The 24,865-nt window shown below is 63.8% G+C and carries 24 protein-coding genes, 1 tRNA gene and 4 pseudogenes; 8 read left to right on the forward strand and 21 right to left on the reverse strand.

The features are described from left to right. Positions 1 to 71: 71 nt before the first annotated feature. Genes LN139_RS05515 through LN139_RS25465 form a run of 3 tightly spaced genes read left to right on the forward strand, consistent with a single transcriptional unit; the run spans position 72 to position 1,068 of the window. A complete protein-coding gene (locus LN139_RS05515) occupies positions 72 to 617 on the forward strand; it encodes a hypothetical protein (RefSeq protein WP_236359091.1) in 546 nt (181 codons plus the stop codon). Beyond that, the gene (locus LN139_RS05520; RefSeq protein WP_236359092.1) at positions 617 to 922 is read left to right on the forward strand and encodes a hypothetical protein; all 306 of its coding nucleotides are present in this window, start codon (positions 617 to 619) and stop codon (positions 920 to 922) included. Before LN139_RS05515 ends, LN139_RS05520 begins: the two co-directional genes overlap by 1 nt. After that, a complete protein-coding gene (locus tag LN139_RS25465; RefSeq protein ID WP_442964387.1) occupies positions 853 to 1,068 on the forward strand; it encodes a putative T6SS immunity periplasmic lipoprotein in 216 nt (71 codons plus the stop codon). Before LN139_RS05520 ends, LN139_RS25465 begins: the two co-directional genes overlap by 70 nt. On the opposite strand, the pseudogene LN139_RS05525 reads toward LN139_RS25465, so the two are convergent. From LN139_RS05525 to gloB, 7 genes and pseudogenes are all read right to left on the reverse strand, one after another. Further along, positions 1,058 to 2,654 (reverse strand): annotated as a pseudogene (locus tag LN139_RS05525) (ABC transporter ATP-binding protein). The gene LN139_RS25465 and the pseudogene LN139_RS05525 overlap by 11 nt on opposite strands. 1 nt (position 2,655) lies before the next feature. Beyond that, complete coding sequence (locus tag LN139_RS05530) at positions 2,656 to 3,645, reverse strand: ABC transporter permease (RefSeq protein WP_236360286.1); 990 nt, start codon at positions 3,643 to 3,645, stop codon at positions 2,656 to 2,658. A 27-nt stretch (positions 3,646 to 3,672) separates the two neighbouring features. Further along, positions 3,673 to 4,747, reverse strand: a pseudogene (locus LN139_RS05535) (microcin C ABC transporter permease YejB). Next, positions 4,748 to 6,589 carry an extracellular solute-binding protein gene (locus LN139_RS05540; protein ID WP_236359093.1) on the reverse strand — a complete coding sequence of 614 codons (1,842 nt, stop codon included), beginning with the start codon at positions 6,587 to 6,589 and terminating at the stop codon, positions 4,748 to 4,750. Then, on the reverse strand, positions 6,586 to 8,415 hold the full coding sequence (locus LN139_RS05545) for an extracellular solute-binding protein (protein ID WP_236359094.1): 1,830 nt from the start codon (positions 8,413 to 8,415) through the stop codon (positions 6,586 to 6,588). Before LN139_RS05545 ends, LN139_RS05540 begins: the two co-directional genes overlap by 4 nt. Positions 8,416 to 8,520: 105 nt before the next feature. Next, positions 8,521 to 9,941 (reverse strand): annotated as a pseudogene (locus LN139_RS05550) (LysM peptidoglycan-binding domain-containing protein). 99 nt (positions 9,942 to 10,040) lie between these two features. Further along, the gene (gene gloB, locus LN139_RS05555; RefSeq protein ID WP_236360288.1) at positions 10,041 to 10,820 is read right to left on the reverse strand and encodes a hydroxyacylglutathione hydrolase; all 780 of its coding nucleotides are present in this window, start codon (positions 10,818 to 10,820) and stop codon (positions 10,041 to 10,043) included. A gap of 68 nt (positions 10,821 to 10,888) precedes the next feature. On the opposite strand from gloB, the pseudogene LN139_RS05560 reads away from it, so the two are divergent. Next, positions 10,889 to 11,671 (forward strand): annotated as a pseudogene (locus LN139_RS05560) (class I SAM-dependent methyltransferase). Further along, the gene (rnhA, locus tag LN139_RS05565) at positions 11,668 to 12,120 is read left to right on the forward strand and encodes a ribonuclease HI (protein WP_236359095.1); all 453 of its coding nucleotides are present in this window, start codon (positions 11,668 to 11,670) and stop codon (positions 12,118 to 12,120) included. Before LN139_RS05560 ends, rnhA begins: the two are co-directional and overlap by 4 nt. On the opposite strand, the gene LN139_RS05570 is transcribed toward rnhA, so the two are convergent. From LN139_RS05570 to LN139_RS05620, 11 genes are all read right to left on the reverse strand, one after another. Further along, positions 12,117 to 12,989 carry a LysR substrate-binding domain-containing protein gene (locus tag LN139_RS05570; RefSeq protein WP_236359096.1) on the reverse strand — a complete coding sequence of 291 codons (873 nt, stop codon included), beginning with the start codon at positions 12,987 to 12,989 and terminating at the stop codon, positions 12,117 to 12,119. The two genes, rnhA and LN139_RS05570, sit on opposite strands and share 4 nt — an antisense overlap. Positions 12,990 to 13,009: 20 nt before the next feature. After that, complete coding sequence (gene dacB / locus LN139_RS05575) at positions 13,010 to 14,449, reverse strand: D-alanyl-D-alanine carboxypeptidase/D-alanyl-D-alanine endopeptidase (protein ID WP_236359097.1); 1,440 nt, start codon at positions 14,447 to 14,449, stop codon at positions 13,010 to 13,012. Between the two features lie 179 nt (positions 14,450 to 14,628). After that, the gene (locus tag LN139_RS05580; protein ID WP_236359098.1) at positions 14,629 to 14,973 is read right to left on the reverse strand and encodes a YggL family protein; all 345 of its coding nucleotides are present in this window, start codon (positions 14,971 to 14,973) and stop codon (positions 14,629 to 14,631) included. A 77-nt stretch (positions 14,974 to 15,050) separates the two neighbouring features. After that, a complete protein-coding gene (locus LN139_RS05585) occupies positions 15,051 to 16,748 on the reverse strand; it encodes a cache domain-containing protein (RefSeq protein ID WP_236359099.1) in 1,698 nt (565 codons plus the stop codon). A 56-nt stretch (positions 16,749 to 16,804) separates the two neighbouring features. Next, positions 16,805 to 17,152, reverse strand: coding sequence for an Hpt domain-containing protein (locus LN139_RS05590; RefSeq protein ID WP_236359100.1), 348 nt, complete (start codon positions 17,150 to 17,152; stop codon positions 16,805 to 16,807). Beyond that, positions 17,086 to 18,729 (reverse strand): hybrid sensor histidine kinase/response regulator, encoded by a 1,644-nt coding sequence (locus LN139_RS05595; RefSeq protein ID WP_236359101.1) that lies wholly within the window; start codon positions 18,727 to 18,729, stop codon positions 17,086 to 17,088. The genes LN139_RS05590 and LN139_RS05595 overlap by 67 nt, the downstream gene beginning before the upstream one ends. Beyond that, positions 18,726 to 19,352: a response regulator transcription factor gene (locus tag LN139_RS05600; RefSeq protein ID WP_236359102.1), complete on the reverse strand. Its 627-nt coding sequence runs from the start codon at positions 19,350 to 19,352 to the stop codon at positions 18,726 to 18,728. The genes LN139_RS05595 and LN139_RS05600 overlap by 4 nt, the downstream gene beginning before the upstream one ends. Before the next feature lie 139 nt (positions 19,353 to 19,491). Next, positions 19,492 to 20,823 carry a deoxyguanosinetriphosphate triphosphohydrolase gene (locus tag LN139_RS05605; RefSeq protein WP_236359103.1) on the reverse strand — a complete coding sequence of 444 codons (1,332 nt, stop codon included), beginning with the start codon at positions 20,821 to 20,823 and terminating at the stop codon, positions 19,492 to 19,494. An 85-nt stretch (positions 20,824 to 20,908) separates the two neighbouring features. Continuing rightward, a complete protein-coding gene (locus LN139_RS05610) occupies positions 20,909 to 21,250 on the reverse strand; it encodes a hypothetical protein (RefSeq protein ID WP_236359104.1) in 342 nt (113 codons plus the stop codon). Continuing rightward, positions 21,247 to 21,615, reverse strand: coding sequence for a phage holin family protein (locus LN139_RS05615; protein ID WP_236360291.1), 369 nt, complete (start codon positions 21,613 to 21,615; stop codon positions 21,247 to 21,249). Before LN139_RS05615 ends, LN139_RS05610 begins: the two co-directional genes overlap by 4 nt. A gap of 19 nt (positions 21,616 to 21,634) precedes the next feature. After that, positions 21,635 to 21,949 carry a DUF883 family protein gene (locus LN139_RS05620; RefSeq protein ID WP_236359105.1) on the reverse strand — a complete coding sequence of 105 codons (315 nt, stop codon included), beginning with the start codon at positions 21,947 to 21,949 and terminating at the stop codon, positions 21,635 to 21,637. A gap of 185 nt (positions 21,950 to 22,134) precedes the next feature. Between LN139_RS05620 and LN139_RS05625 the strand changes: the two genes are divergently transcribed. From LN139_RS05625 to LN139_RS05635, 3 genes are all read left to right on the forward strand, one after another. Continuing rightward, on the forward strand, positions 22,135 to 22,359 hold the full coding sequence (locus tag LN139_RS05625) for a glutaredoxin family protein (protein ID WP_236359106.1): 225 nt from the start codon (positions 22,135 to 22,137) through the stop codon (positions 22,357 to 22,359). Positions 22,360 to 22,434: 75 nt separating this feature from the next. After that, on the forward strand, positions 22,435 to 22,776 hold the full coding sequence (locus LN139_RS05630) for a transcriptional regulator (protein WP_236359107.1): 342 nt from the start codon (positions 22,435 to 22,437) through the stop codon (positions 22,774 to 22,776). Between the two features lie 44 nt (positions 22,777 to 22,820). Next, a complete protein-coding gene (locus tag LN139_RS05635; RefSeq protein WP_236359108.1) occupies positions 22,821 to 23,720 on the forward strand; it encodes a pseudouridine synthase in 900 nt (299 codons plus the stop codon). A gap of 63 nt (positions 23,721 to 23,783) precedes the next feature. Here LN139_RS05635 and LN139_RS05640 read toward each other — a convergent pair. The 3 genes from LN139_RS05640 to mobA form a co-directional block, all read right to left on the reverse strand. Continuing rightward, a tRNA-Pro gene (locus LN139_RS05640) sits at positions 23,784 to 23,860 on the reverse strand. Positions 23,861 to 23,941: 81 nt separating this feature from the next. After that, positions 23,942 to 24,163, reverse strand: a complete 222-nt coding sequence (locus LN139_RS05645; protein ID WP_236359109.1) for a YgdI/YgdR family lipoprotein — start codon at positions 24,161 to 24,163, stop codon at positions 23,942 to 23,944. 86 nt (positions 24,164 to 24,249) lie between these two features. Further along, on the reverse strand, positions 24,250 to 24,840 hold the full coding sequence (mobA, locus tag LN139_RS05650) for a molybdenum cofactor guanylyltransferase MobA (RefSeq protein WP_236359110.1): 591 nt from the start codon (positions 24,838 to 24,840) through the stop codon (positions 24,250 to 24,252). Between the last annotated feature and the right edge of the window lie 25 nt (positions 24,841 to 24,865).

A 24,865-nucleotide genomic window follows, 5' to 3' on the forward strand; every position in this document is an offset into this window, starting at 1 on the left:
TTGCCTACTTGGAAGGCTTGCCCTGGGCCTGCTAGGGTGCGGCCCTCGTGAAGCAAGGAGAGGCACCTGTCATGTCAGGAAACAAGGAAGGCTCGCAACGGCGGATGACGCCGGGCGAAATCACCATGGCCCGAACAGTGTTCGGCCAGGTACTGCACTACAACAAGGTGTGGGTACACTGCGGCAGCTACCTGCCGTTCGGCCTGCAGGACAAGAACACCGGCATGACGCCCAACGGCGAGCTGTATTTCCGCGAAGAAACCTACCTGGCGGACTTCAGCGCGTCCCACCTCTACAACCAGCACTTCTTCATTCACGAGCTCACTCACGCCTGGCAGCACCAGCAGGGCATGTGGGTACGCACGCGTGGCCTGTTCAGTTGGGCCGCCAACTACCGCTACAACTTTGGCCAAGGCAAAGTGCTGCGCCAGTACAGCATGGAGCAGCAGGCCTCGATCGTGTCGGACTGGTTCCTGCTGGAAAAGGCCGGGTTCGCGACCTGGGCCAGTGAGATCGGCAATGTCGTCAATTATCAGGGCGCGGCGGAAGAGGCGTCGATCCGCAGCGAATTCGCCTCGGTGCTGGCAGAGTTCATGGCCTCGAGGAGTGCCGCTTGATGAAGAAATCGATTCTGCTGGCGGCGGTTGTGTTGGCCAGCGGCTGCCATGGGGGTGCCCACGCGCCGCAGGCTCACCGTGCCGCCGTCAGTGCTCAGGGCGGCCAGCTGTGCATTGCCCTGCCAGAGACGCGGCCCGGTGAATACCTGCGCTCGCTGAACGTGGAGGACGTGACCGGCGCCGTGCAACGACAAGTGCTGAGTTACCCTGGCAACCGAACCAGTACCAGCCCGCCGTGGCGGGACAGTGCGTACCCTTGCTGGGCTTTGCCTTCGCAGCAGGGCACCGTTACAACCTGGCAGTGACGGTGGCGGTGCCCGATGTTCATGCCGGCAACGGTGTTGACCGTGGGCGCTTCTTCAGTGCCTCGTTCCACGCTGCAGGGCAAACCCGGTGCCTGGCAGGTGGAAGCCCAGGGCCGCTGATCACGGCCATGTGCGTCACCCCTTGATGAACGCGGCCTCCAGCAGTTGCCGCGTGTAATCGGCCTGGGGTGCCTCGAAGATCTGCTGCGCTGGCCCTTGCTCCACCACCTTGCCGTGGTGCACCACCATCAACTGGTGGCTGAGCGCCTTGACCACCGCCAGGTCATGGCTGATGAACAGATAGGTCAGGTTGTGCTTCACCTGCAGGCTGCGCAGCAGTTCGACCACCTGGCGTTGTACGGTGCGGTCCAGCGCCGAGGTCGGCTCGTCGAGCAGGATCAGTTCGGGCTTGAGCACCAGGGCGCGGGCAATAGCGATGCGCTGGCGCTGGCCTCCGGAAAACTCGTGCGGGTAGCGGTGGCGAGTGGCCGGGTCCAGGCCCACTTCCTTCAACACCTCGATGATCGCCTGCTCCTGCTCTTCGGTGCTGCCGATGCCATGGATGCGCAGCCCTTCGCCGACGATCTGGCCCACGCTCATGCGCGGGCTGAGGCTGCCGAAGGGGTCCTGGAACACCACCTGCATCTGCCTGCGCAGCGGCCGCACTTGCGCAGGGTTCATTCCTTGCAGCGCTGCGCCGTTGAGCACGATGCTCCCTTCACTGCCCAGCAGCCGCAACAGAGCCAGGCCCAAGGTCGACTTGCCCGAACCACTTTCGCCAACAATGCCCAGCGTCTGCCCGCGCGGCAGGTCGAAGCTGATTCCATCGACCGCCTTGACGTGGTCGACGGTGCGGCGCAACAGGCCCTTGCGAATCGGGAACCACACTTTGAGGCCTTGCACCGCCAGCATCGTCGGCCCGGGCGGGTTCGCTGCCGGCGCGCCGCTGGGCTCGGCGCCGGAGCAGCTCGCGGGTGTAAGGGTGCTGCGGGGCGCTGAACAGTGCCTGGCAATCGCCTTGTTCGACAATGCTCCCGCGCTGCATCACGCACACCCGCTGCGCGACGCGCCGCACCAGGTTCAGGTCGTGGGTAATCAGCAGCAGCGCCATGCCCAGGCGCGCCTGCAGGGATTTGAGCAGCTCCAGGATCTTGAGCTGCACCGTCACATCCAGCGCTGTAGTGGGCTCGTCGGCGATCAGCAACTCCGGCTCGCAGGCCAGCGCCATGGCGATCATCACGCGCTGGCGCTGGCCACCGGAGAGCTCGTGGGGCAGGGCGCGCAGGCGTTTCTCCGGCTGGGGAATGCCCACCAGCTCCAGCAGCTCCAGCGTGCGCACCCGCGCCGCCTTGCCGCTCAGGCCCTTGTGCAGACCCAGCACCTCGCCGATCTGTTTCTCGACGTTGTGCAGCGGGTTGAGCGAGGTCATCGGCTCCTGGAAGATCATCGCAATGCGGTTGCCGCGAATCTTGCGCAAGGGGCGTTCACCCAGTGCCAGCAGGTTCTGCCCGGCATAAGTGATGCTGCCAGTGGGGTGGCTGGCCTGAGGATAGGGCAACAAACGCAGGATCGAATGCGCCGTCACCGACTTGCCCGAGCCGCTTTCGCCCACCAGCGCGAGGGTTTCGCCACGGCGGATCTGCAGGCTCACGCCTTGCACGGCCAGCGAACGCTGCTGGCCGTTGTCGAACGCCACCGACAGGTCGTGAATGTCGATCAGGGTGTCGTTCATGTCATTTCCTTGGGTCGAAGGCGTCGCGCGCCGATTCGCCGATGAACACCAGCAGGCTCAGCATCAGCGCCAGCACGCTGAAGGCGGTGATGCCCAGCCAGGGCGCCTGCAGGTTCGACTTGGCCTGGCCGACCAGCTCGCCGAGCGAGGGCGCGCCGGCGGGCAGGCCGAAGCCGAGGAAGTCCAGGGCGGTCAGGGTACCGATGGCGCCGGTGAGGATGAACGGCATGAAGGTCATGGTCGAAACCATGGCGTTGGGCAGGATGTGATGGAACATGATCGGCCCGTCGCGCATCCCCAGCGCCCGCGCAGCGCGCACGTATTCCAGGTTGCGCCCGCGCAGGAATTCGGCCCGCACCACGTCGACCAGGCTCATCCAGGAAAACAGCAGCATGATGCCCAGCAGCCACCAGAAGTTGGGCTGCACGAAGCTGGCCAGGATGATCAGCAGGTACAGCACCGGCAGGCCCGACCAGATCTCCAGAAAGCGCTGGCCGGCAAGGTCGACCCAGCCGCCATAAAAGCCCTGCAATGCACCGGCGATCACCCCGACGATGGAGCTGGCGATGGTCAGCACCAGGGCAAAGAGCACCGAGATGCGAAAGCCGTAGATCACTCGCGCCAGCACATCGCGGCCCTGGTCATCGGTGCCCAGCCAGTTCTGCGCCGACGGTGGCGCCGGGGCTGGTACGCGCAGGTCGTAGTTGATGCTCTGGTAGCCGAACGGTATCGGCGCCCAGATCACCGTGGCATCGTGGCTGGCCAGCAGCTCGCGCATGTACGGGCTTTTGTAGTTCGGCTCCAGCGGGAACTCGCCGCCGAAGTCGGTCTCCGGGTAACGCTCGAAGGCGGGGAAGAACCAGTGGTTGTCGTAGTGCACCAGCAAGGGTTTGTCGTTGGCCAGCAGCTCCGCGCCCAGGCTGATCACGAACAGCGCGCTGAACAGCCACAGCGACCACCAGCCGCGCTTGTTGGCCTTGAAGCGCTCCAGGCGCCGGCGGTTGAGGGGATAGCGTCATCAGTGTTTCCTGCTCTCGAAATCGATGCGCGGGTCGACCAGGGTGTAGGTCAGGTCGCCGATGAGTTTCACCAACAGGCCCACCAGGGTGAAGATGAACAGAGTGCCGAACACCACCGGGTAGTCACGGTTGATCGCCGCTTCGAAGCTCATCAGGCCCAGGCCATCTAGGGAAAAGATCACTTCCACCAGCAACGAGCCGGTGAAGAAGATGCCGATGAAGGCCGCCGGGAAGCCGGCGACCACCAGCAACATCGCATTGCGAAACACATGCCCGTACAGCACCCGCCGCGGGCTCAGGCCCTTGGCCTTGGCAGTGGTCACGTATTGCTTGCCGATCTCGTCCAGGAAGCTGTTCTTGGTGAGGAGCGTGAGGGTGGCGAAGTTGCCGATCACCAGCGCAGTGACCGGCAGTGCGAGGTGCCAGAAATACGTCGCCCACTTTTCCGGCCAGGCTCAGCTCGTCGAAGTTGTTGGAGGTGAGCCCGCGCAGCGGGAACCAGTCCAGATAACTACCGCCGGCGAACAGCACGATCAGCAGAATGGCGAACAGGAACGCCGGCACCGCGTAGCCGATGACGATCGCCGAGCTGGTCCACACGTCAAAGGCGCTGCCGTGGCGCATGGCCTTGGCGATGCCCAGCGGTATGGAAACCAGGTACATGATCAGCGTGCTCCACAGCCCCAGGCTGATCGACACCGGCATTTTTTCGAGAATCAGCCCGGTGACGCTGGCATTGCGAAAGAAGCTCTCGCCGAAGTCGAAACGGGCGTAGTTCTTGACCATGATCCACAGCCGTTCAGGTGCGGACTTGTCGAAGCCGTACTGGCGCTCGATCTCTTTGATCAGTTCGGGGTCAAGGCCTTGGGCACCGCGGTAGCTGGAGCCGGCGGTGGAGACCTCCGAGCCGCCGCCACCGATGCGCGCGGTGGCGCCTTCGAAGCCTTCGAGCTTGGCGATCATCTGTTCAACAGGCCCGCCGGGGGCAGCCTGCACGATGATGAAGTTGATCACCAGAATGCCGAACAGCGTGGGGATGATCAGCAGCAGCCGGCGCAGGATGTAGGCGAGCATCTAGGGGGCCTCCTTCTCGGCGGGCAGCGGCTGCTGTTCAGGCTCGGCGGCGCCCGGGCGGATCCACCAGGTCATCAGGCCGATGTCGTTGCTGGGCATCACCTTGGGGTGCTGCAGCTTGTTCCAGTAAGCCACGCGCCAATCGGTCACGGTCCAGTTGGGCACCACGATGTAGTTCCACAGCAATACACGGTCCAGCGCGTGGGCGTAGGTCACCAGGTTCTGCCGGGAGCCTGCGTTGATCAGGCCGTCGACCAGGGTGTCCACGGCCGGGTCTTTCAGGCCCATGGTATTGAAGGTGCCGGGGCGGTCGGCCGCTTCGCTGGTCCAGAACCCGCGTTGCTCGTTGCCGGGCGAGGACGACTGCGGCAGCGTGACGACGGTCATGTCGAAGTCCCGCGAGCGGCGGCGGTTGACGTATTGCGCGGGGTCCACACGGCGGATCACCAGGTCGATGCCCAGGTCCTTGAGGTTGCGCTTGAACGGTAGCAGGATGCGCTCGAACTCGGGCTGGGCCAGCAGGAATTCGATGGTCACCGGCTTGCCGCTGGCATCGGTCATGCGGTCGTCGACGACCTTCCAGCCGGCGCTTTGCAGCAACTGATAGGCCTGGCGTTGCTGGTCGCGGATAACCCCGCTGCCATCGCTGACCGGGTTCTTGTAGGGTTGTGTGAACACCCGCTCGGGGATCTTGCCGCGCAGCGGCTCCAGCAGCTTGAGTTCGTCGGCACTGGGCAGGCCGGTGGCAGCCAGCTCCGAGTTGCTGAAGAAACTGCCCGTGCGCTGGTAGGCGCCATTGAACAGCTGGCGGTTGGTCCACTCGAAGTCGAACATCAGGTTCAGTGCTTCGCGCACCCGAACATCCTGAAAAAGCGGCCGGCGCAGGTTGAAGGCAAAGCCTTGCATGCCGCCGGGGGAGCCGTTGGGGATGTTGTCCTTGATCAGCTTGCCTTGCTGCACTGCCGGTACGTCATAGGCGGTGGCCCAGTTCTTCGCACTGATTTCCTGGCGCCAGTCGATGGCCCCGGCCTTGAGCGCTTCCAGCTCCACGCCGCTGTCGCGATACACATCTGCGGTGATGGCGTCGAAGTTATACATGCCGCGGGTGACCGGCAGGTCCTTGGCCCAGTAGTCCTTCACCCGCTCCAGGCGCAACGAACGGCCGGGCTGTACATTGGCTACCTGATACGGGCCGCTGCCCAGCGGAATCTCCAGCCCACCCTTGGCGAAATCGCGGCTGGCCCAGAAGTGCTTGGGCAGCACCGGCAGTTGCCCGACGATCAGTGGCAACTCGCGGTTGCTGCCGGTCTTGAAATGGAAGATCACCTGCAGCGGGTTTTCGACCTGCACGTCTTTGACGTCGGCCCAGTAGTTGCGCCAGAACGGCGAGCCCTTCTGCATGAGTGTTTCGAAGGTGAAGGCAACGTCTTCGGCGCGCAGCGGGTGGCCGTCGTGGAAGCGCGCCTGCGGGCGCAGGTAAAAGCGCACCCAGGTGTTGTCCGGGGCTTTTTCGGCACGCTCGGCGATCAGGCCGTATTCGGTCAGCGGCTCATCGAGGCTTGAGTACATCAGGGTGTCGTAGACGTACATCACTTCGGCCGAGGGCACGCCTTTGTCCAACCAGGGGTTGAGGCTGTCGAAGCCTCCCACGTCGGCCAGGTGCAGGGTGCCGCCTTTGGGTGCATCAGGGTTCACGTAGTCGAAGTGCTGGAAGTTGGCCGGGTACTTGGCGGGCTCGTCGTACAGGGTCATGGCGTACTGCCCTGCGGCCTGGGCCGTGCCGGCGCAAGCCGCCAGCCAGAGGGTGCAGCCCTGCAGGAGCAGGGCACGCGCTGAAATCATGGGGTGTTCTCCGAGGCTTTGAGCCACCAGCTGTTGAGCCCCAGTGTGTAGGGGGGCGTTGCCAGGAAGGCGAAGCGGTTGCGGTAGGCCAGGCGGTGGTAGTCGATATACCAGTTGGGAATCATGTAGTGCTGCCACAGCAGGGTGCGGTCCAGGGCGCGAGCGGCGGCCACTTGTTGATCGCGGGTGTGGGCGCCGAGCAGGGCATCGAGTAGCTGATCCACTGCGGGATCGTGGATACCGGCGTAATTCTTGCCGCCCTTGACCGCCACCTGGCTTGAGTGAAAGTACTGCCACTGCTCCAGGCCCGGGCTGAGGGTCTGGTTCAGGGTCATCAGGATCATGTCGAAATCGTACTGGTCGAGGCGCTGTTTGTACTGAGCGCGGTCGACGGTGCGCAGGCTAGCCTGCACGCCGATTCGATTCAGGTTTTCCACATACGGCAGCAGAATGCGCTCCAGGCTCGGGTTCACCAACAGGATCTCAAGGTGCAGCGGCCGGCCTTGTGCATCGACCAGCTGATCGCCGCGGTAGCGCCAGCCGGCGCCCGCCAATAGACCGAGTGCGCGGCGCAGGGTTTCCCGCGGTACGCCGTTGCCGTCGGTGCGCGGCACGCTGAAGGGCTCGGTGAACAGACGCGCCGGCAGCCGCTCGCGCAGTGCCGAAAGCAGCAGCCATTCCTGGCCGCTGGGCAGGCCGGTGGCGGCGAACTCGCTGTTGGGGTACCAGGTGGTGGAGCGGCGGTAGGCACCGCTGAACAAGGCGCGGTTGGCCCACTCGAAATCGAACAGCATGCCCAGTGCTTCGCGGGTTTGCGCATCGCTGTAGGCGGCACGGCGAGTGTTGAAGAACAGGCCTTGAGTCTGGCTGGGAATCTGGTGCGGGATTTGTGCCTTGATCACATCGCCACGGCGTACCGCCGGGTAGTCATAGCCGCTGAGCCAGTTCTTGGCCTGGCTTTCGATGTACAGGTCGAACTCCCCGGCCTTGAAGGCTTCGAAGGCAACCTCTTTGTCCCTGTAGAACTCTACCTCGACCCGGTCGAAGTTATATTTGCCCCGGTTGGCGGGCAAGTCCTTGCCCCACCAGTTGCGCACGCGCTGGAACACCAGCCGCCGCCCTGGCACCACTTCAGTGATGCGGTAAGGCCCGCTGGTCACCGGTGCAGAGAAGGTGGTGGCCTGGAAGTCCCGCCCCTTCCAGTAGTGCCGGGGCAGTACCGGCATCTCGCCCAGGCGCAGGATCAGCAGGGGGTTGCCTGCGCGGCGCAGCACGAAGCGGATGCGATGGCGGCCGAGCACGTCCACCCGTTCCACCTCCTGGAGGGCCGTGCGGTAAAGCGGGTGGCCCTGCGTGAGCAGGGTGCGATAGGAGAACGCCACGTCTGCCGAGGTGATCGGCACGCCATCGTTGAAGCGCGCCTCGGGGCGCAGGTTGAACACCACCCAGCTGCGGTCGTCGGCGTACTCGACAGAAGCGGCGATCAGGCCGTAGCTGGAGGTTTCCTCATCGCCGGAAGGGTCGTAGGGGCCGGTGCCGACCATCAGCGGCTCGTTCAGCTCGCTCACGCCGTACTGCAGGAAGTTGGCCGTGGCGGTGGGGCTGGTGCCTTTGAAGGTGTAAGGGTTGAGCGTGTCGAAGGTGCCCAGGGCCATCAGGCGCAGCGTGCCGCCCTTGGGCGCTGCGGGATTGACCCAGTCGAAGTGGTTGAAACTGGCCGGATACTTGAGCGTGCCGAACTGTGCATAGCCATGGCTGACGGTAAGCTCGGCGTGAGCACCGCTGCAACAGGCAAGGCCAAGGGTGAGGAGAAAGGGCAGGCGCATCGAGGTGAAAGGGCGTCCGGGCAGTTGTACGACAAAACTGCCCGGTACAGTATCAGATACGCCGCAACTGAGCGATTTGACGAGATTTCAAAGTGTTCGGCTCGCTCAGCGATCCAGGTAGACGGTGAGCGTTTGCCCTGGCTTGAGCGCCTTGCTGGCGTCGGGGTTCCAACGTTTGAGGTGCTGGGTTTCGACATTGAAGCGCTTGGCGACCTGGTAAAGGGAATCGCCCTTGCGAACACGGTATTGGGTGGTGCGCTGTTTGGCCGGCTTGTTGGCCGCCAGCTTGCGCCCGCCGGTGGGGCGGTTGTCGCGCATGACCAGCGTTTGCCCGACCTTGAGCGTGTGGCCGGAAATCTTGTTCCAGCGCTGCAGGTCACGTACCGACACCTTGTTGGCGCGTGCGATCGAACCCAGGTTGTCGCCGCGGCGCACGGTGTAGGACGTGGCCCGGGCAGGTGCCGCGGTAGCGATGCGCTCGACGGCCGGGCGCATGGGGCGCAGGGCAACGAGCTGCCGGGGGTCGGCCAAAGTGGCCTTGACCAGCTGCGCTTTGGCCGTGGGCACCAGCAGGTGCAACGGGCGGTTGAGTGTTTCGCGTTTCTTCAGTGCGGGGTTGAGCTGGTACAGCTCGTCCTCGTCGATGTTGGCCATGGCTGCAACCCGCGACAGGTCGAGGCGCTGGTCGACATCGACCACCTGGAAGTACGGCTCGTTGGTAATCGGCTCCAGCTCCATCCCGTAGGCGGCTGGCGAGGACACCACTTCCGACAGCGCCAGCAACTTGGGCACGTAGTCCATGGTTTCCTGTGGCAACGAGAGGTTCCAGTAGTCGGTGGGCAAGCCCAACCGCTGGTTGCGCTCGATGGCCCGGCTCACCGTGCCTTCGCCTGCGTTGTAGGCGGCCAGTGCCAGCAGCCAGTCGCCGCCGAACATGTCGTGCAGTTTGGTCAGGTAGTCCAGCGCAGCGGTGGTGGAGGCAGTGACATCACGGCGACCATCGTAGAGGTTGGTTTGCCGCAGGTTGAAGTAGCGCCCGGTGGAGGGAATGAACTGCCACAGCCCGACGGCCTGCGCCCGGGACAGTGCCATCGGGTTGTACGCGCTTTCGATCACCGGCAGCAGCGCCAGCTCCAGCGGCATGTTGCGCTCTTCGAGGCGCTCGACGATGTAATGCACGTAGAGGCTGCCACGGTCGGCCGCGCCGTTCAGGAACGAGGGATTGCTGACGAACCAGAGGCGTTGCTGCTCGACCCGCGGGTTGACGTCCAGGCCGTCCTGCAGTTGAAAGCCCAGCCGCATCCTGTCCCAGACATCGTGTGGCGGTTGCTCGCGTTGGGCGTCGAGAAAACCGGCCTTGGCTTGGCCTGATGTACCAGCTTCGGCACCGGGGTTTTCACCGGCTCGCTAGGCAGCTGCGCGCTGCTCTGGCAACCAACCAGCACCATGGAACACGCCACGGCAATCGCTTGGGCCAGGCGTGTCAGCGTGTTGGCAGGAACAGTGATTTTCGAGGCAGGCGACATTGGGAAGTTGGGGTTTCCGGGTTCAAAAGTGCGGCGATTCTAGAAAGCGCACCCCGGTGGGTCAACCTCTCATGACCTGCGGGCATAACCCGCCCGCGCTTAGAACTGATCCTTCCAAGCTCTCAACACCCTGAAAACCTCAGTTGTAGAGGTGCAGGGAGTTCCATTACGTTCGTCGGCCTTTTGTTTAACGGATGTTTCAGCAATGCGTAAGAAGGGGTTGGTCGACCGTTCGAGTGCCAGGGTCGACGGCAGGCTGCAACCGTCCCGCTCGCGCAGTGCCGCAACGTGCTCCAGCCGCTCGGTGATTGCCGCATTGCCGGGCTCCACCGCCGCAGCGAAGCGCAGATTGCTCAAGGTGTATTCATGGGCGCAGTACACCAGGGTGCCATCGGGCATGGCTGCGGTTTTCGACAGGGACTGGTGCATCATCGCCGGCGTTCCCTCGAAAAGGCGGCCACAACCGGCCGCGAAAAGCGTATCGCCGCTGAACAGCAACGGTGCCTCATGGCCGGCGCAGTAATACATGATGTGCCCCAGGGTATGGCCGGGCACGTGCAGTACTTCGAAATCAAGCCCCAGCGCGCTGGCCCGGCTGCCTTGTGCAACCGCCACGTCGCGGCCGGGTATGGTTTCATCGGCAGGGCCGGTGACCCGCGCGCCGGTCAGCGTCTTGAGGGCCAGGACGCCGCCGACGTGATCGTGGTGGTGGTGGGTGATCAGGATGTCGGCCAGCACCCAGCCCGGGTTCGCCTCCAGCCATGCCTGAACCGGTGCGGCATCGCCCGGGTCGACCACCGCACACTGGTATGTGGCGGTATCCTGTAACAGCCAGATGTAATTATCGTTGAACGCGCGCAGGGGCTGGATCTGTATCATGTGGGCTTCCGCCAATCTTCGGTATGGCGACCATCTTATGCCCGTAACGGCCCCCTGGGGAGAATGCGATGCTCGAACGTCCCTTCGCGCAAGCCGATGCGCAGTGGCTGGAACTGATCGGTGAGGCCCGCGACTGGTTCGCCAGCCCATTGGGGCAGCTGCTGCTGAGCCAGGAACACACCGCGCTCACTGAAGAACTGCGCAAGTTCTTCGGTGGTTATCTGGTGCACTACGGCCCCCAGGCCGATGCGCCCGGTCGCCGAGCAGGTACAGCGTACGGTGCGCCTGGGTGCGCCGCTGCCGGGTGTGGAGATCGCCTGTGAAGAGCAGGCATGGCCGGTGGGCGAACACGCAGCCGACCTGGTGGTGCTGCAGCACGGGCTCGATTTCAGCGTTTCGCCCCATGGCCTGCTGCGCGAAGCGGCACGCGCGGTGCGCCCCGGCGGCCACCTGGTGGTGGTGGGAGTCAACCCCTGGAGCGCGTGGGGCGCGCGCCATGTATTCGCCCGCGACGCTCTGGGCAAGGCGCGTTGCTTCTCGGCGTCGAGGGTCACGGACTGGCTGGCGTTGCTGGGCTTTGCGCTGGAGAAAAACGCTTCGGCTGCTATTGTCCGCCGCTTGCCTCGGCCCGCTGGCAGGCCCGCATGGCCGGCTGGGAGCGTGCGGCAAGTGGCTGGCAGGGCATGGGCGGCGGCTTCTATATACTGGTCGCGCGCAAGCTGGTGGTAGGGCTGCGCCCCCTGCGCCCGCAACGCCGCGAGCCGATGGGCAAGTTGCTGCCGATGCCGCTGGCCAAGGTCAACCGTAATGTGGCCAGGATGGATGAAAGCCTCAAGGGCGGAGCTAAATGAGCGATACAGTCGAGATCTACACCGATGGCGCCTGCAAGGGCAACCCTGGCCCCGGCGGCTGGGGTGCGCTGATGGTGTTCAAGGGTGTGGAAAAAGAACTCTGGGGCGGCGAAGGCGCCACCACGAACAATCGCATGGAACTCACGGCCGCTATACGCGCGCTCGAAGCGCTCAAGCGCACCTGCCAGGTCACACTGGTCACGGATTCCGAATACGTGATGAAAGGCATCCGCGAGTGGATGCCCAACTGGAAAAAGCGCAATTGGCAAACTGCAGCCAAGCAGCCGGTCAAAGATGCCGACCTCTGGCAACAGCTCGATGAGCAGGTCAATCGGCACCAGGTCACCTGGCAGTGGGTGCGCGGGCATAACGGGCACCCTGGCAACGAGCGCGCCGATGCGCTTGCCAATCGCGGGGTGGATGAGGTGCGCAAGGCCAAGGCGGGTTAAGCCTCGGCCAGGAACACCTTGAATGCCTGCCACAGCGGGCTGCGATACCGCTCAGGGTGCCATACCAGGGTGAATGCCCTGCGCAGGTCCAGGGGTGCGTGCAGGGCCATCAATTCGCCGCGCCGGACCTCCGCTTCCGCCGCCAGGCGCGACATGCACGCCAGGCCGTAACCGGCTTTCACCGCTTCCTTTATCGCTTCCGGCTGGCTCAGCTCCATGCGCACGTTCAGCCGCACCCCGGAGCCCAGTGCGTTCTCCAGTACCGCGCGGGTCCCCGAGCCGGCTTCGCGCAGGATCCATGGCTCACTCGCAAGCGCCGCTTCGTCGATAGCACCTGCGCCAGCCAAACGATTGCCAGGGGCGCGAACAACCACCAATTCGTCTTCGCGCCAGTGCTCGGCGATCAGCCGGGGTTCGTGGGTACGGCCTTCCAGCAAACCGAGGTCGGCTTCCAGCTTCGGTACGTCACGCACTACATCTTCGCTGTTACGCAGCCGCAGCTGAATGTCCACCTGCGGGTGGAACTCGCTGAATCGCCCTATCAGGCCGGGCATCAACCAGGTGCCAACAGTAGCGCTGGCGCTGATTACCAGGCTGCCGTGCAAGCTGCCGTCCGGTTCGCGTGCCTGATCCACAAAGCGTTGCAGGCCATCGAGCAGTTGCTCGGCCTGGGGCAGTAAACGCCGGCCAGCTTCGTTGAGCAGCAGCCGCTTGCCGCTGCGCTCGAACAGTGCCACGCCCAGGTGCCGCTCAAGCTCGGTGAGGGACTGGCTGGTGGCGGATTGGGAGAGGTTCAGCTGTCGGGCGGCCTGGCCGATGCCGCCCAGGCGCGCAACATGAACATAAACCTGCAACTGGCGAAAACTCACCCAGGCAGCATGGCCGCCAATCAGTTCCAGGTATCGAGCAGGATCTGGTCGAGCACCTGCCGTGCGCCCCAGGGGCGTGGGTCGTTGACCACTGCCACGACAGCGTAGGTATGGCCTTCCTGGTCACGGGTGTAGCCGGCGATGGCGCGGACAGTGTTCAGGGTGCCAGTCTCGATATGGCCTTCCCCTACCAGCGCAGTGCGCTTGAGGCGCTTGCGCATGGTGCCATCCATGCCTACCAACGGCAGCGAACTCATGTATTCAGCGGCGTACGGGCTGCGCCAGCCAGCCTGCAGCAGGGCGGCCATCTCGCGAGCGCTGACCCGCTCGGCGCGCGATAGCCCGGAGCCGTTCTCCATCACCAGGTGCGGCGAAACCAGACCTTTACGCGCGAGCCACTGGCGTACCACCCGTTGGGCTGCCTTACCGTCGTCTGCATCGGCGTCAGTGCGGAACTGCGCGCCGATGCTCAGGAACAGCTGCTGGGCCATGGTGTTGTTGCTGTACTTGTTGATGTCGCGAATGACCTCGGCAAGGTCCGGCGAGAACGCCCGCGCCAGCAGCTTGGCGTTGGCCGGCACGGGAGCCTGGCGATCGCGGCCCTGGATGCTGCCGCCCAGTTCACTCCATATCGCTCGCACTGCGCCTGCGGTGTAGGTGGGGTGGTCGAGCAGCGAAAGATAGGTTTGCGAACTGCAGCCGCTGGCCAGGCCACCGCTGACCACCACGCTGACGCTGCCGTCGGCCTGGGTCACCGGGTTGTAGCGCACGTCGCTGCCGCATTTGTCGCCCGGCAGCGCCTTGAGCTGGTTGTCGATACGAATGCTGGCGATCGGCGGTTCGGCCGATACCACCAGCCGCCCGCTGTCGTTGCGGGCGATGAACCGCAGCGCCTTCAGGTTGACCAGCAGGGAGTCGGGGCTGACCAGAAACGGCGCACTCTCATCACCGCCGTCGTCGTCGAAGGCGGGCAGGCTGGTCGGCATCTTGAAGTAACTGCGGTCCAGCACCAGGTCGCCAGTGATCTGGTGCACACCGTTGGCACGAAGGTCACGCATCAGCAGCCAGAGCTTTTCCATGTTCAGCTTGGGGTCGCCGCCGCCCTTGAGGTACAGGTTGCCGTTCAGGATGCCGCCACTGAGCGTGCCGTCGGTGTAGAACTCGGTTTTCCACTGGTACGTGGGCCCCAGCAGCTCGAGCGCGGCAAAGGTGGTGACCAGCTTCATCGTCGAAGCAGGGTTCACCGAGACATCGGCGTTGTAGAGTGTCGGCGCGCCAGGCGCATCGAGTGGCACCAGGGCCAGCGACAGTGCGTCGGCCGGGAGCTTGTTGGTCTTGAGCGCCTGATCGACCTTGGCCGAAAGGGCGCCCGGGCTTTGCGGGGCAGCCAGGGCTGGCGTCGACATCGCCAGGGGTAGCAGGAGGCTTGCGAGGAACAACGGACGCAGGTGTTTTGTCATGGATCGCAGGGCCCTTGAGGCAAGGAGTTGAACGGCGAGGGCAATAGATTATGAGCGTGCTCGGCGTAAGCCTTCAAGCCGTAGCGGCCGCCCGTTCCCTGTGACGTGTACGCTGTGCATCCGTTCAGCACGCTGTTGAATGAAAAAGGCCACCCGACGGGGTGGCCTTGAGCGAGCGATCAGGCGCTGGCGTTGATGGCGTTACCTGGGTACCAGGCATCCACCAGCGGGCTGACTTCAACCTTGCTGAGCTCATCGCGGCCCTTGAGCCAGGCTTCTACGGCGCTGCGCTGCTCTTCGCTGACCGAGCCACGCTCGCCCAGGCAGACCATGCCGAAGTCTTCGCCGCCGACGTAGTCCAGGCCGTTGGCATCGATGGCATCGGCGAGGAAGTCGTCGAGAAACGCATCGATGGCTTGCTCGGAGAGGTCTTGCTTGAACTCGACGTTCAGCTCGAAGCCCAGTTCTTGGAATTCATCCACACACAGCTTTTTGCGCAGGCGGCGGGAACGGTTGGTAGCCATGAAACGGATCCTTACAGGTAATGACGCGGCGAAGTCTATCAGCTTGGCGGCGACACTGCCTGCTTACCGGCGGCCGATCATTGCAGCGATGCCGCAGGTACAGGCCCCATCAACGTGGCCAGCGCCACCAGCTGGCTCAGTGCCGCGTGCGCTGAGGCGGCGGGTGGTTCGCCCGTATCCGGCCAGAGCAGCAGCAGATGGGCAGCTGCTTCGGGCATTGGCACATTGAGCAGATACACCCGGGGCCAGCGTTGAGCCAGCAGCAATGGCTGCAACGCGGTGAGCGCTTCAAAGCCCCAGCCGGTGACCTGGCCTGGCTGCATCCACGGCGCCGCGCTGGTCAGAGGTAGAGGCGCAAGGCCCAACGCAGCCACGGGGATCGGCTGGGCATCTACGCAGGCGGCCACTGGCAGCAGGCAAGTGTGCTCCGGGGCATGCTGGAACAGCACGGCGGCCCTGGCCTGTGTGCAATCCGCCGCCTCGGCCAGCCACTGCATCCAGCGCGCCTTGCCGGGCGTAGCGGTGATGCGCGCCTGGGCCTGGGCCTGCTCGCTCAGGCTGTTTGCCAGGCGGCCCACGGCGCGATGCAGCAGGTGCACTTCCATGACCAGATGATTGTCGGTGTGCTGGCCACCTGGCGCTACGCCAGCTGCCAGATGAGTGATTTCGCGTGCGATGGCGCGCAGCGGGTTGACCACCAACCGTGCGCCTAGCCAGCCCAGGGGCAAGCACAGCAGCAAGGCCATCAGGGTCATCAGCGCGCCTTCCCAGCGCACCTTGAAAGCCTGGGCCAGCAATTCCTCCTCGGGCACCAGCACGGCCAGGCGCAAGCCTTCGTCGCCAGCCTCTGCCAGGTCGTGGCTGGCCACTATCCAGTCGCGGCCGTCGAGGTGAATCCTGCTGGCCGATGGCTCAGCCATGAAGGCAGCCAAGGCTGGGTGCAACTGGCTCAATCGTTGAAGTTGCGCAGTACCTCGCTCAATGATCAGCCGCTGGCTGTCGGGATAGGCGATCGCGTTGCCGAGGCGGTCGTAGAGCGCCAGTTGCGTCGAGGGCGTCACACGATGGCGTGCCAGGTCGGCACTGAGTTCGTCCAGCGTGATGTCGGCACCGACCACCGGCCCCAGGCTTGCCGCCTGTGCCATCGAGGTCCCCACGCGGCGGTCGGAGTAGAACACGTAGGGCGCGGTACTGATCAGGCCGTTCTGCTGGCGGGCTTGTTGGTACCAGGGCCGCTCCCTCGGATCGTAATAACGCCCCGATACTCCGCTCTGGCCTAGCTGCTTGAGCTGATCGTCGTAAAACTGCGATTCGGAAACCGCCTTGCCGGCCTCATGGGTGATGCTCCACACCTGCAAGCGCGCCTGGCTGGGCGCTTGCAGCGCGGCACGCTGGCTCGCGTTGCGCAAGGCGCGGACCATGAAGAAGTCGCCGTTGGCATAGCCGATATACAGCGATGCCAGCCTTGGCGCGCCACGCAGTGCCTGGTCGAATGCCGGCAAAAGCGCCAGGCGCTGGTCCAGGCTGGTAGCGCCGATACGCTCATCGACCGCCAGAAACCCCAGTGCTTGCCGGGCAGGCTGGAACGTGCTTTCAAGGTCGTGGCGGATGTCCTGCTGGACACCTTCGAACACTCGCTCGCTGCTTGAAAGGATGATGTCGGTCGCCTGCCGATAGCTGTTGTAGCCCATTGCGGCACCGACCAGCAGCAGGGCACCGGTGAACATGGCGCTGATGCACAGGTGCAAAGGCACTTTTCGGGGATGGGCGGGCATCGCATTCTCCTGATCGTGCGTCCTTGTGCGTCGGGAATATTGCGCCGGCGATGATGTCAAGTTGCTGCTGCGCTGGCAAGCTGGCCCGCATCGGTTCGCTGTGCGCAGCAGTGCTCCTGTTCCAGCAGTGCTCGGCCCAATGCACAGCGAGCAGCCTCGGCCGGCTCTCCCGCCTCCAGTGCCAGCTCCAAGGCAGTGGCGGCGCCGGCCAGGGCTTGCGCATCAATCATCAGCGCCATGCCTTTTATGCGGTGGGCCAGGTCTGTCAGCGCTTGCCGGGACAGGGGGGATGCCAGGCGCCGGCGATCCTCCTCGCAGGATGCTCGTACGGCTGCGTTCAGGGCTCGGCCCTGTTCAGGGCTGCCAGATCGACGCGATCGACGGGCAGCCAGCGCGCAAGGCATTTTCGTAAAGTGGCCAGGCCCACCGGTTTGCTCAGGCAGTCGTCCATGCCAGCGCCCAGGCAATATTCGTGCACGGCAGAGCCGCTGCGCGCGGTGTAGCCGATGATGGTGCTCGGTGGGTACTGAAGGCGCTGCTCCAGCCGCCGCAACGCGCGAGTGAAGGTATAGCCATCAGGGCCGGGCAAGCTGCAGTCAGTGATTACCAAGGGGTAGTGCGCGCTGCGATAGGCACGCAGGCCGGCGTAGGTACTGGCCACCGCCGTGGTGGCGAAGCCGAGTTGAGCCAATTGGCGGGCCAGCAGGAGCCGGTTGGCGGGGTTGTCCTCCACTATCAGAGCTCTGCCTGTTGCGCGATTGAACGCTCGCGCGTGCGCCGTGATGCCTTCGTCGGCCGAGAGTGCAGCCTGCTGCGTGGCAGGCAGGCGCAAGCGCAGCGCCAGGCAGGTGCCACGGCCCGGCTGGCTGCGCAGCAACAGGCGGCTGCCCAGCACGTCAGCCAGCTTTTCGCAGATCGCCAGGCCCAGGCCGGTGCCGCTACCTGGCCGTTGCGCAGCTTTACCCAGTTGCATGAATGGCGCGAATGCTCGTTTCTGGTCGATTGCCTCGATACCTGGCCCTGTATCACTCACACTCAGCCAGAGGCTTGCGGTCCCGCCTGAGCACGCGCCGAGGCTTTTCAAACGCACCCGGACCTGGCCCTGGTCAGTGAATTTGATGGCGTTGCCAAGCAGGTTGGACAGAATCTGGCGCAACCGATCGGGGTCGACGAAGAAGCATGCCTGTGCCCCAGAGGCGATGTGTACGCTCAGCTGCAATCCCTTTTGCCTGGCGGTGTGCTCGAAAAGGCTGCAGGTGGCCTGCACCAGTTCGCCCAGCTGTGCCGGGCGGGGATTGAGACGCAGCCGCCCGGCTTCGATGCAGGCGATGTCCAGGGCATCGTCGATCAGGGCGAGTACCGCCAAGCCGGCACTGTGTGCAGTGCGCAGGGTCGATGCATCGCGGGCGCAAGGGTCGTGGACGGCTATCTCCAGCAGCCCGGCCAATGCATTGAGCGGATTGCGGACTTCGTGGCTCAACGTGGCCAAAAATCGCGTCTTGGCTTGGCTGGCGCGTTCCAGCTGCTCTTGCAGGTCTTTGCGCTCGGTGATGTCTATCCACCCGCAGGCCAGCCCGTTTACCTCGCCTGACCGGTCGCGGAGGGGCCGGGCCCAGTGATGGAACGTCAAAGTGCGGGCGCCCATTTCCACCGTACGATCACCGGCCACGGCCTCGCCGCTGCGAACCGCCTGCCGGTAGAGCGTTTCGAAGGTTTGTGCTTGCGGGCTGTGGGCGAGCACGCTGGCACTGGCGGTGCGGCCAATGACACGCTCGCGCTCAACGCCCATGCTGTGCAGGTAACTCTGGTTGCAGTCAAGCAAGTGGCCTTGCCGGTCACGCAGGTACAAGGGGTGAGGGGTGCTGTCGAGCAACAGCCTGAGCCTGCGTTCAATCCCTACCAGCCGCTGGTTGCGAACCGCCAGCCAGGCGACCAGCGCCCACGCAAGGCCAGCCGCCGCCCAAGGCAGCCAAGGGCTCATACCAGCGCATTCCGTTTGGCGATCTCGATCAGTTCCACCAACGAGCTGGCGCGCAGTTTGTGCATCAGCCGTTTTTTGTAGGTGCTGACGGTTTTTCCCGAAATGAACATGCTGGCGGCGATCTCCTTGTTACTGCGGCCTTGTGAGAACAGCTGCATCACCATCAATTCGCGATCGTTCACGCGTTCGAACAGCGCAAGCTCCGCCTGCTGCCACGCTGGCAAGGGGCCAGGATGCAATGCCTGGCTTGGGAAATAGTTGTAGCCGGCCATCACCGCGCGCACGGCACTGAGCAGTTCGGAAAGCTCTTCCTGCTTGCGGACAAAGCCGCAGGCGCCGGCCTGCATGCAACGGATGGCGAACAGCGCCGGAGTTTGCGCGGTCAGGACCAGAATGCGCAGGGGCGAGCCCATAGCGTTATAGCGCGCCAGCAACTCCAGGCCGTCCAGCCGTGGCAGGCTGAGGTCCAGGATCAGTAGATGAGGTTGTGCGTCGCGAATCATCTGCATGCCATCGACGCCGTTGTCGCACTCGCCAACCACCCCATACCCTTCACCTTCCAGCAGCATGCGAACCGCGAGCCGGACGACCGGGTGGTCATCGAGGATAAAAATGCTTTTCATGAAAACTTCCCTGCCATGCGTACCGGGGGCGACCGTAGCGCATTTGCCCCGCAGACGACATGCAGGGGCGGGCAGCAGGGGCTTAAATCGGAATTTTCCTACAAAAGTTTAGGACCGGTCGCCTAGGAAACGCTGCACTTCAAGCGGGCCGCGCGCCTCCGGTCATTTCCCGGGCCATGTCGCTGGCATAGCTGTCGGTCATCCCCGCGATGAAGTCCACCATGCGCAAAAAGGCGGAGTGCAGCGTGCTGTCGGGGCGTGGCGCGTTGGCACCCAGCAGGTCAAGGATGCGCCGGTGCTTGAAGGATGGTGTACGGCCGCCGTGTTGCTCCAGCGCTGCCCCGCAGAAGGCGTTGAGCAGCACTTCAAGGGTGGTGTAGGCACCAATCTCGTGCAGGGTTTTGCGTTTGTCCTGGAAAATACGCTGCCTTGCGATGTCTTTGGCGCTTTGTACGCAGCGCTTGGCTGGGCCCTGCATGTGCTCGACCAGGTCTGCCTCCAGTGTGCCGGCCAACAGTGCCGGCTGCTGTTCCACGAAGGCGCGGGCTGCGGCGTTGGTCAGGTGTTCGATGGCCTTGCCGCGCAGGATCGCCAGCTTGCGGCGCCGCGAATCCGCCGGCCCCAGTTGGCGGTAGGTTTCCGGCAAGTCGTCGCCCACCAGCCCAAGCAGCAGAGCTTCCACCTCCGCATAGTCGAGCAGCTCCATTTCGACGCCGTCTTCCAGGTCGATCAACGCGTAGCAGATATCGTCGGCCGCTTCCATCAGGTATACCAGCGGGTGGCGCGCCCAGCGTTGAGGGGCCAACTGAGGGATGCCGAGCTTCGCAGTGATCTGTTCCAGCAGGGGCAGCTCGCTCTGATAGCAGCCGAACTTGTGCTTCTTGTAACCCACGGCGTCGGCGTGGCGGGCGCTCCAGGGGTACTTGAGATACGCGCCCAAAGTGGCGTAGGTGAGGCGCATGCCGCCCTCTGCCTGGTGATACTCCAGTTGAGTCAGCAAGCGAAAACCTTGAGCGTTACCCTCGAAGCTGAGGAAGTCCTGGCGCTCGGCTTCACTCATCGCATCCAGCCAGCCACGGCCTGCTGCCTGCTGGAACCAATGGCGAATGGCATCTTCGCCCGAATGGCCGAATGGCGGGTTGCCGATATCATGCGCCAGGCATGCGGACTGCACGACCATGCCCAGGTCGGCAGCGGTACACCAGCCTGGCAGGCTGTCGCGAAGTGTCTCACCTACGCGCATGCCCAGTGACCTGCCCACGCAACTGACCTCCAGCGAGTGAGTCAGGCGGGTGTGGATGTGATCGTTGCTGGTGACTGGATGAACCTGGGTTTTGCGCCCAAGCCGGCGAAAAGCGCCGGAAAAGATGATGCGGTCGTGATCCTTGTGAAAGGGGCTGCGGCCCATTTCTTCGGCGCTGTGAACAGGCTTGCCGAGCCGTTCGCGGGTGAGCAGGGTGTGCCAGTCCAAGGCAAGTCTCCATCGGATGATTGCACCCAGCTTGCCGCGCCTGGGCGCGCGCATCAAGCGCCCAGTGGGCGCCTGATATTTCTGCTCAACGGCGGCTGGCGCGCTGCAGCAAGCGCAATACAGGTGCCAGGCTCGCTGCCAGTTTGGCGAAACGGCCCAGCGCCCCCAGCTTGCCCGACCGGGCACCTTTGCCCGAGAAGAACCCGAGCAAGGCTACAAGGCCCACGCCCCACAATGGGCCATGCTTGATGCCAAGGTTTTCCTGGACATTGCTGGTGAACCCGCGCAGACGCGACAGTGGATTAACCACGTCTCGAGCGTGCTGGCGAATTTCCTGGCGGTGCATTTCCATGCGCAGGCGAATGATCGCCTTGCGCATTTCGCGACGCGATGTACCAGCGATAGCAGGCAGGGTAGGGCGGCTCATGGCATCAGGCGCTCGCGGTCGTTGGCCAGCTCTTCGAGCGTGGCATGGAAAGGAGAGGATTCATCGAAGATCGCCGCCTTGAGCCTGAAGGCACAAAACAGGCCAGCGAGCACGTAGAAAACGCACAGCCCGATCATGCCGGGAACGCGATAGTTCTCCCACAGCAGGATCAGAATCAGGCCTGACAGTGCGACCAGCGCCAGCAGTGCAAACACCAGCGCCAGCCCCGCGAACAGAAGCAAGCTCAAGGTGCGCGCCTTCTGTTCCTGCAACTCGATACCCAAAAGCTCGAGATGGCTGTGAACCAAACCCAGAAATGCCGCCAGAAGGCCGCGCGAAGCCGAGCCCTGCGGGCGCGGGGGTATTCTGTGTGCTCGTCCATGTTCAACGCCTTGTGGCCAGCAGACCAATGAGAAAGCCGAGCCCTGCCGCAATCCCAACCGCCTGCATGGGTTTGTTCTGCACCCACGCCTCGGTGACATCTACCGCTTCGCGGCCCCGCTCCAGCACTGCCTGTTCGGTTTCATGTAGCGAAGCCTTGGCGCGTGCAAGGCTTTCGCGGACCTGGGCGCGAAGCACATCGGCCTGATCGCCTGCCAGGGTGGCGCTGTGTTCGAGGAGCTTCTCAGCGTCTTCGACCAATGCCTGGAAATCTGCCGCGAGCACTTCTTGCGCTGCTTTTGCCGTGATGCTGGCCATGGTGCCTCCTGTTAACGGTGCTTATGCGCTTCGACGCCCGGTGCAGCGCCGAGGTTCAGTCGGGCAATGGTACATTTTTTGCCGCCACGCGCCGACTGCCGGCCACGTGGGGCTGCCGAGGGTGGCTACACTCAACCTGGCTGCCGATGCCCTGACAATCACGCCTTGATTCCGGAACTGCGCCGATGTTGCCCGTATGCCAGTTGTTGATCGTGTTTCACCATCCGCCCTGCGAGCAGGCCGAGGAGGCATTGATGCCACTGATCGAGCATGGCCTTCAGGTGGAACTGGTGGATGTAGCGAAGCACCCTGAGTTGGCTGAGCGGGTGCCTGTGCTTCGGCGTACGGATACGGGCGATGAGCTGGAGTGGCCTTTCGATACGGATGCGCTCGTTCACTTCCTGAAATAAAGCGAGCGCGCCAAGCCTGCCGACGCGCGGCACACTCATACCTTGCTGAACCATTCATGGATGAGTAGTCTGTATATGCATACAGTGAAGCAGGGGCGTGGCAAGTTGAACATCGACCAACTCAAATACAGCGTCAATCGCATGCCGCCGGAGGCAGTGCTGGAGGCCGCGCTCACGTTGCGCCTCGAGGGGCTGGTGCTGGATCGCGACACGCCATTCGGCAAGGTTCACTTCAATGCGTGCTTCGCCGAAATCGAAGCGCTCTTCCAGCGTGCCGGCTATCACCGTGGCCTCGATGTTGTGGGCTATGACGGCGCTGCCTATGCACTCTACGACCCATCTCGCTGGGAGCCGGTGCAGGTGCTTCGCAAGTTGCGCGCCCTTTGCGAGCCAGAATCGATGCCCTTGGTGCTCTGATCGCGGATAATGCACGCTCCACCGCCTTTGCGACGAGCCCCTGCATGCCAGCTTCTTCTTCTTTCAACCCGGCCTTTTGCCAGGCCAGCACACTGGTACTGCCCCCTGGCCCCTGGGGTACTGTTTTCGAGTGCCTGTGTGCGCATTTTGCGAAGGTGCCGGCCCAGCAATGGGAGGACCGCTTCGCGCGTCGGCGTGTGCTCGATGTCGAGGGGCGGCCGCTGGAACGTGAAGCCCCCTATCGGCAGGGCTTGCGCGTGCACTATTTTCGCGAAGTGCCGGAAGAGCCGGTGATCGATGTCCAGGAGCAGGTGCTGTTTCAGGATGAGCATCTGGTGGTGGTCGATAAGCCGCATTTTCTGCCTGTTACCCCGGCTGGGCGCTATGTGGAGCAAACGCTGTTGCGTCGGCTCATTCGCTCACTCGGCAATCCTGACCTGGTGCCGCTGCACCGCATCGACCGGCACACGGCGGGCCTGGTGATGTTTTCCGCGCAACCAGCCACGCGAGGGACGTACCAGGCGTTGTTCGCCGAGCGGCGTATCCACAAGGTGTACCAGGCCATAGCCCCTGCGCTACCCGGGTTGAGCTTCCCGCATCGGCATGCCAGCCGAATGGTGAAGGGCGAACCTTTTTTCGAATGCGCGAGGTACCCGGCGAACCTAACAGCTGAAACCCATGTTCATGTGCTTGAACGCAGCGAGCATTGGTGGCGGTACGAGCTGTGGCCCGTGACCGGCAAGACCCACCAATTGCGCGTGCATATGGCCGCTCTGGGGGCAGCGCTGTGCAACGATCCGTTCTACCCCGAGGTCGTGCCTGACGGCGAGCAGGATGACTTCAGCAAACCGCTGAAGCTGCTGGCGCAGGCTGTAAGCTTCGACGACCCGCTGACTGGTGAGCCTCGGCGTTTTGACAGCCGGCTGCAGCTTGCCTGGCCCTGACAGCGGGTGGCGGGTGCAGAACGGAAACGAAAAAACCCGCCGAATGGCGGGTTTTTCAAGAGGTGGTCGGAGAGACAGGATTCGAACCTGCGGCCTTCTCGTCCCGAACGAGACGCGCTACCTGGCTGCGCTACACTCCGATGGCCGAGAGCATACTGCCGCTCGTTGCCTTATGCAAGCCCTTGATAGCAGGAGGGTTAATCCGCTTTCACAGGCTCGGCTTACAGCTCTTTTACGGTACGAACCTGGTCTTTGTTGAGCCGGGTGACCTTGCCATCGAGCTGCTTGAATTCGTAGAAGCCGGTGTCATCGTCGTATTTGGGCGTATCCACGGTCTGGATCTCACGCCCATCGTTCAGGGTGATCACATTAGGCGTCGAGCAACCTGCCAGAGCAGCCAGGCCAACGGCGAGCAGGACAGCAGGAACGATGCGGGTGGTCATTGCAAAATTCTCCGGAGTGAAAACAAGGTTTATCGCACAGTGGGACGCCAGTGCAGGGTGCAAAGTTCCTGGCACTGGCGCAAGTGTCAGTTTCCCTGATACGAGTCAAGCAAAGCCAGGGTATTGAGGTTGGCCAGGCGTGGATCATGCGCGGGGCAGTCGTAGGCCTGTACCTCACCGCTGAGTATGACTCGCTTGGGGCTGCGTTCGCCAGCAAGCCAGGCCTTCTCGAAGGCTTCGCCAAGTGCCTTGGGCAGTACGGCGAACAGCGGCTCCCATTGGCCACCCTGGCGGATCAGCGTGGGCAGTCCTGGCGCCTGGCGCGCCAGCGCAAGCCAAGGGGCCAGCAGGCTTGAGTCGATACCGGGCGCATCACAGGGCAGCACCAGCACCAGTGGGTGGCGTGCCAGGGCAAGCCCTGCGCAAAGGCCGGCCATGGGGCCTGGGTAGTCGGGTTCACGGTCAGGGACGAGGTGGTCGCCCCACTGCCGATAGAGTTCGGTATTACGGTTGCAGGAAATGATCAGGTCGTCGGTCAGCCCGCGTACCTGCCGAAACAGGTGGGCGATCAATGGCTTGCCGTGCCAGCTCAGCAGGCCCTTGTCCTGCCCGCCCACGCGCCTGCCCTGGCCCCCGGCCAGCAACAATACGGATAAAGAAAGCTCATCAGCAGGCATGGCAGGCTCGCTGCGCGGTCATCAG

Origin of the sequence: Pseudomonas sp. KNUC1026, assembly GCF_021650705.1 — a bacterium.
Lineage (GTDB): Bacteria > Pseudomonadota > Gammaproteobacteria > Pseudomonadales > Pseudomonadaceae > Aquipseudomonas.

Excerpts from the sequence above, each read along its gene's own strand:
- LN139_RS05600 (WP_236359102.1), bottom strand. The coding sequence starts at position 19,352 with ATGAAAAGCATTTTTATCCTCGATGACCACCCGGTCGTCCGGCTCGCG.
- LN139_RS05520 (WP_236359092.1), top strand. The coding sequence starts at position 617 with ATGAAGAAATCGATTCTGCTGGCGGCGGTTGTGTTGGCCAGCGGCTGC.
- LN139_RS05630 (WP_236359107.1), top strand. The coding sequence starts at position 22,435 with ATGCATACAGTGAAGCAGGGGCGTGGCAAGTTGAACATCGACCAACTC.
- LN139_RS05540 (WP_236359093.1), bottom strand. The coding sequence starts at position 6,589 with ATGATTTCAGCGCGTGCCCTGCTCCTGCAGGGCTGCACCCTCTGGCTG.
- dacB (WP_236359097.1), bottom strand. The coding sequence starts at position 14,449 with ATGACAAAACACCTGCGTCCGTTGTTCCTCGCAAGCCTCCTGCTACCC.
- LN139_RS05595 (WP_236359101.1), bottom strand. The coding sequence starts at position 18,729 with ATGAGCCCTTGGCTGCCTTGGGCGGCGGCTGGCCTTGCGTGGGCGCTG.
- LN139_RS05610 (WP_236359104.1), bottom strand. The coding sequence starts at position 21,250 with ATGAGCCGCCCTACCCTGCCTGCTATCGCTGGTACATCGCGTCGCGAA.
- LN139_RS05585 (WP_236359099.1), bottom strand. The coding sequence starts at position 16,748 with ATGCCCGCCCATCCCCGAAAAGTGCCTTTGCACCTGTGCATCAGCGCC.
- LN139_RS05620 (WP_236359105.1), bottom strand. The coding sequence starts at position 21,949 with ATGGCCAGCATCACGGCAAAAGCAGCGCAAGAAGTGCTCGCGGCAGAT.
- LN139_RS05625 (WP_236359106.1), top strand. The coding sequence starts at position 22,135 with ATGTTGCCCGTATGCCAGTTGTTGATCGTGTTTCACCATCCGCCCTGC.
- LN139_RS05515 (WP_236359091.1), top strand. The coding sequence starts at position 72 with ATGTCAGGAAACAAGGAAGGCTCGCAACGGCGGATGACGCCGGGCGAA.
- mobA (WP_236359110.1), bottom strand. The coding sequence starts at position 24,840 with ATGCCTGCTGATGAGCTTTCTTTATCCGTATTGTTGCTGGCCGGGGGC.
- LN139_RS05590 (WP_236359100.1), bottom strand. The coding sequence starts at position 17,152 with ATGCCTTGCGCGCTGGCTGCCCGTCGATCGCGTCGATCTGGCAGCCCT.
- LN139_RS05635 (WP_236359108.1), top strand. The coding sequence starts at position 22,821 with ATGCCAGCTTCTTCTTCTTTCAACCCGGCCTTTTGCCAGGCCAGCACA.
- LN139_RS05580 (WP_236359098.1), bottom strand. The coding sequence starts at position 14,973 with ATGGCTACCAACCGTTCCCGCCGCCTGCGCAAAAAGCTGTGTGTGGAT.
- LN139_RS05645 (WP_236359109.1), bottom strand. The coding sequence starts at position 24,163 with ATGACCACCCGCATCGTTCCTGCTGTCCTGCTCGCCGTTGGCCTGGCT.
- gloB (WP_236360288.1), bottom strand. The coding sequence starts at position 10,820 with ATGATACAGATCCAGCCCCTGCGCGCGTTCAACGATAATTACATCTGG.
- LN139_RS05545 (WP_236359094.1), bottom strand. The coding sequence starts at position 8,415 with ATGCGCCTGCCCTTTCTCCTCACCCTTGGCCTTGCCTGTTGCAGCGGT.
- rnhA (WP_236359095.1), top strand. The coding sequence starts at position 11,668 with ATGAGCGATACAGTCGAGATCTACACCGATGGCGCCTGCAAGGGCAAC.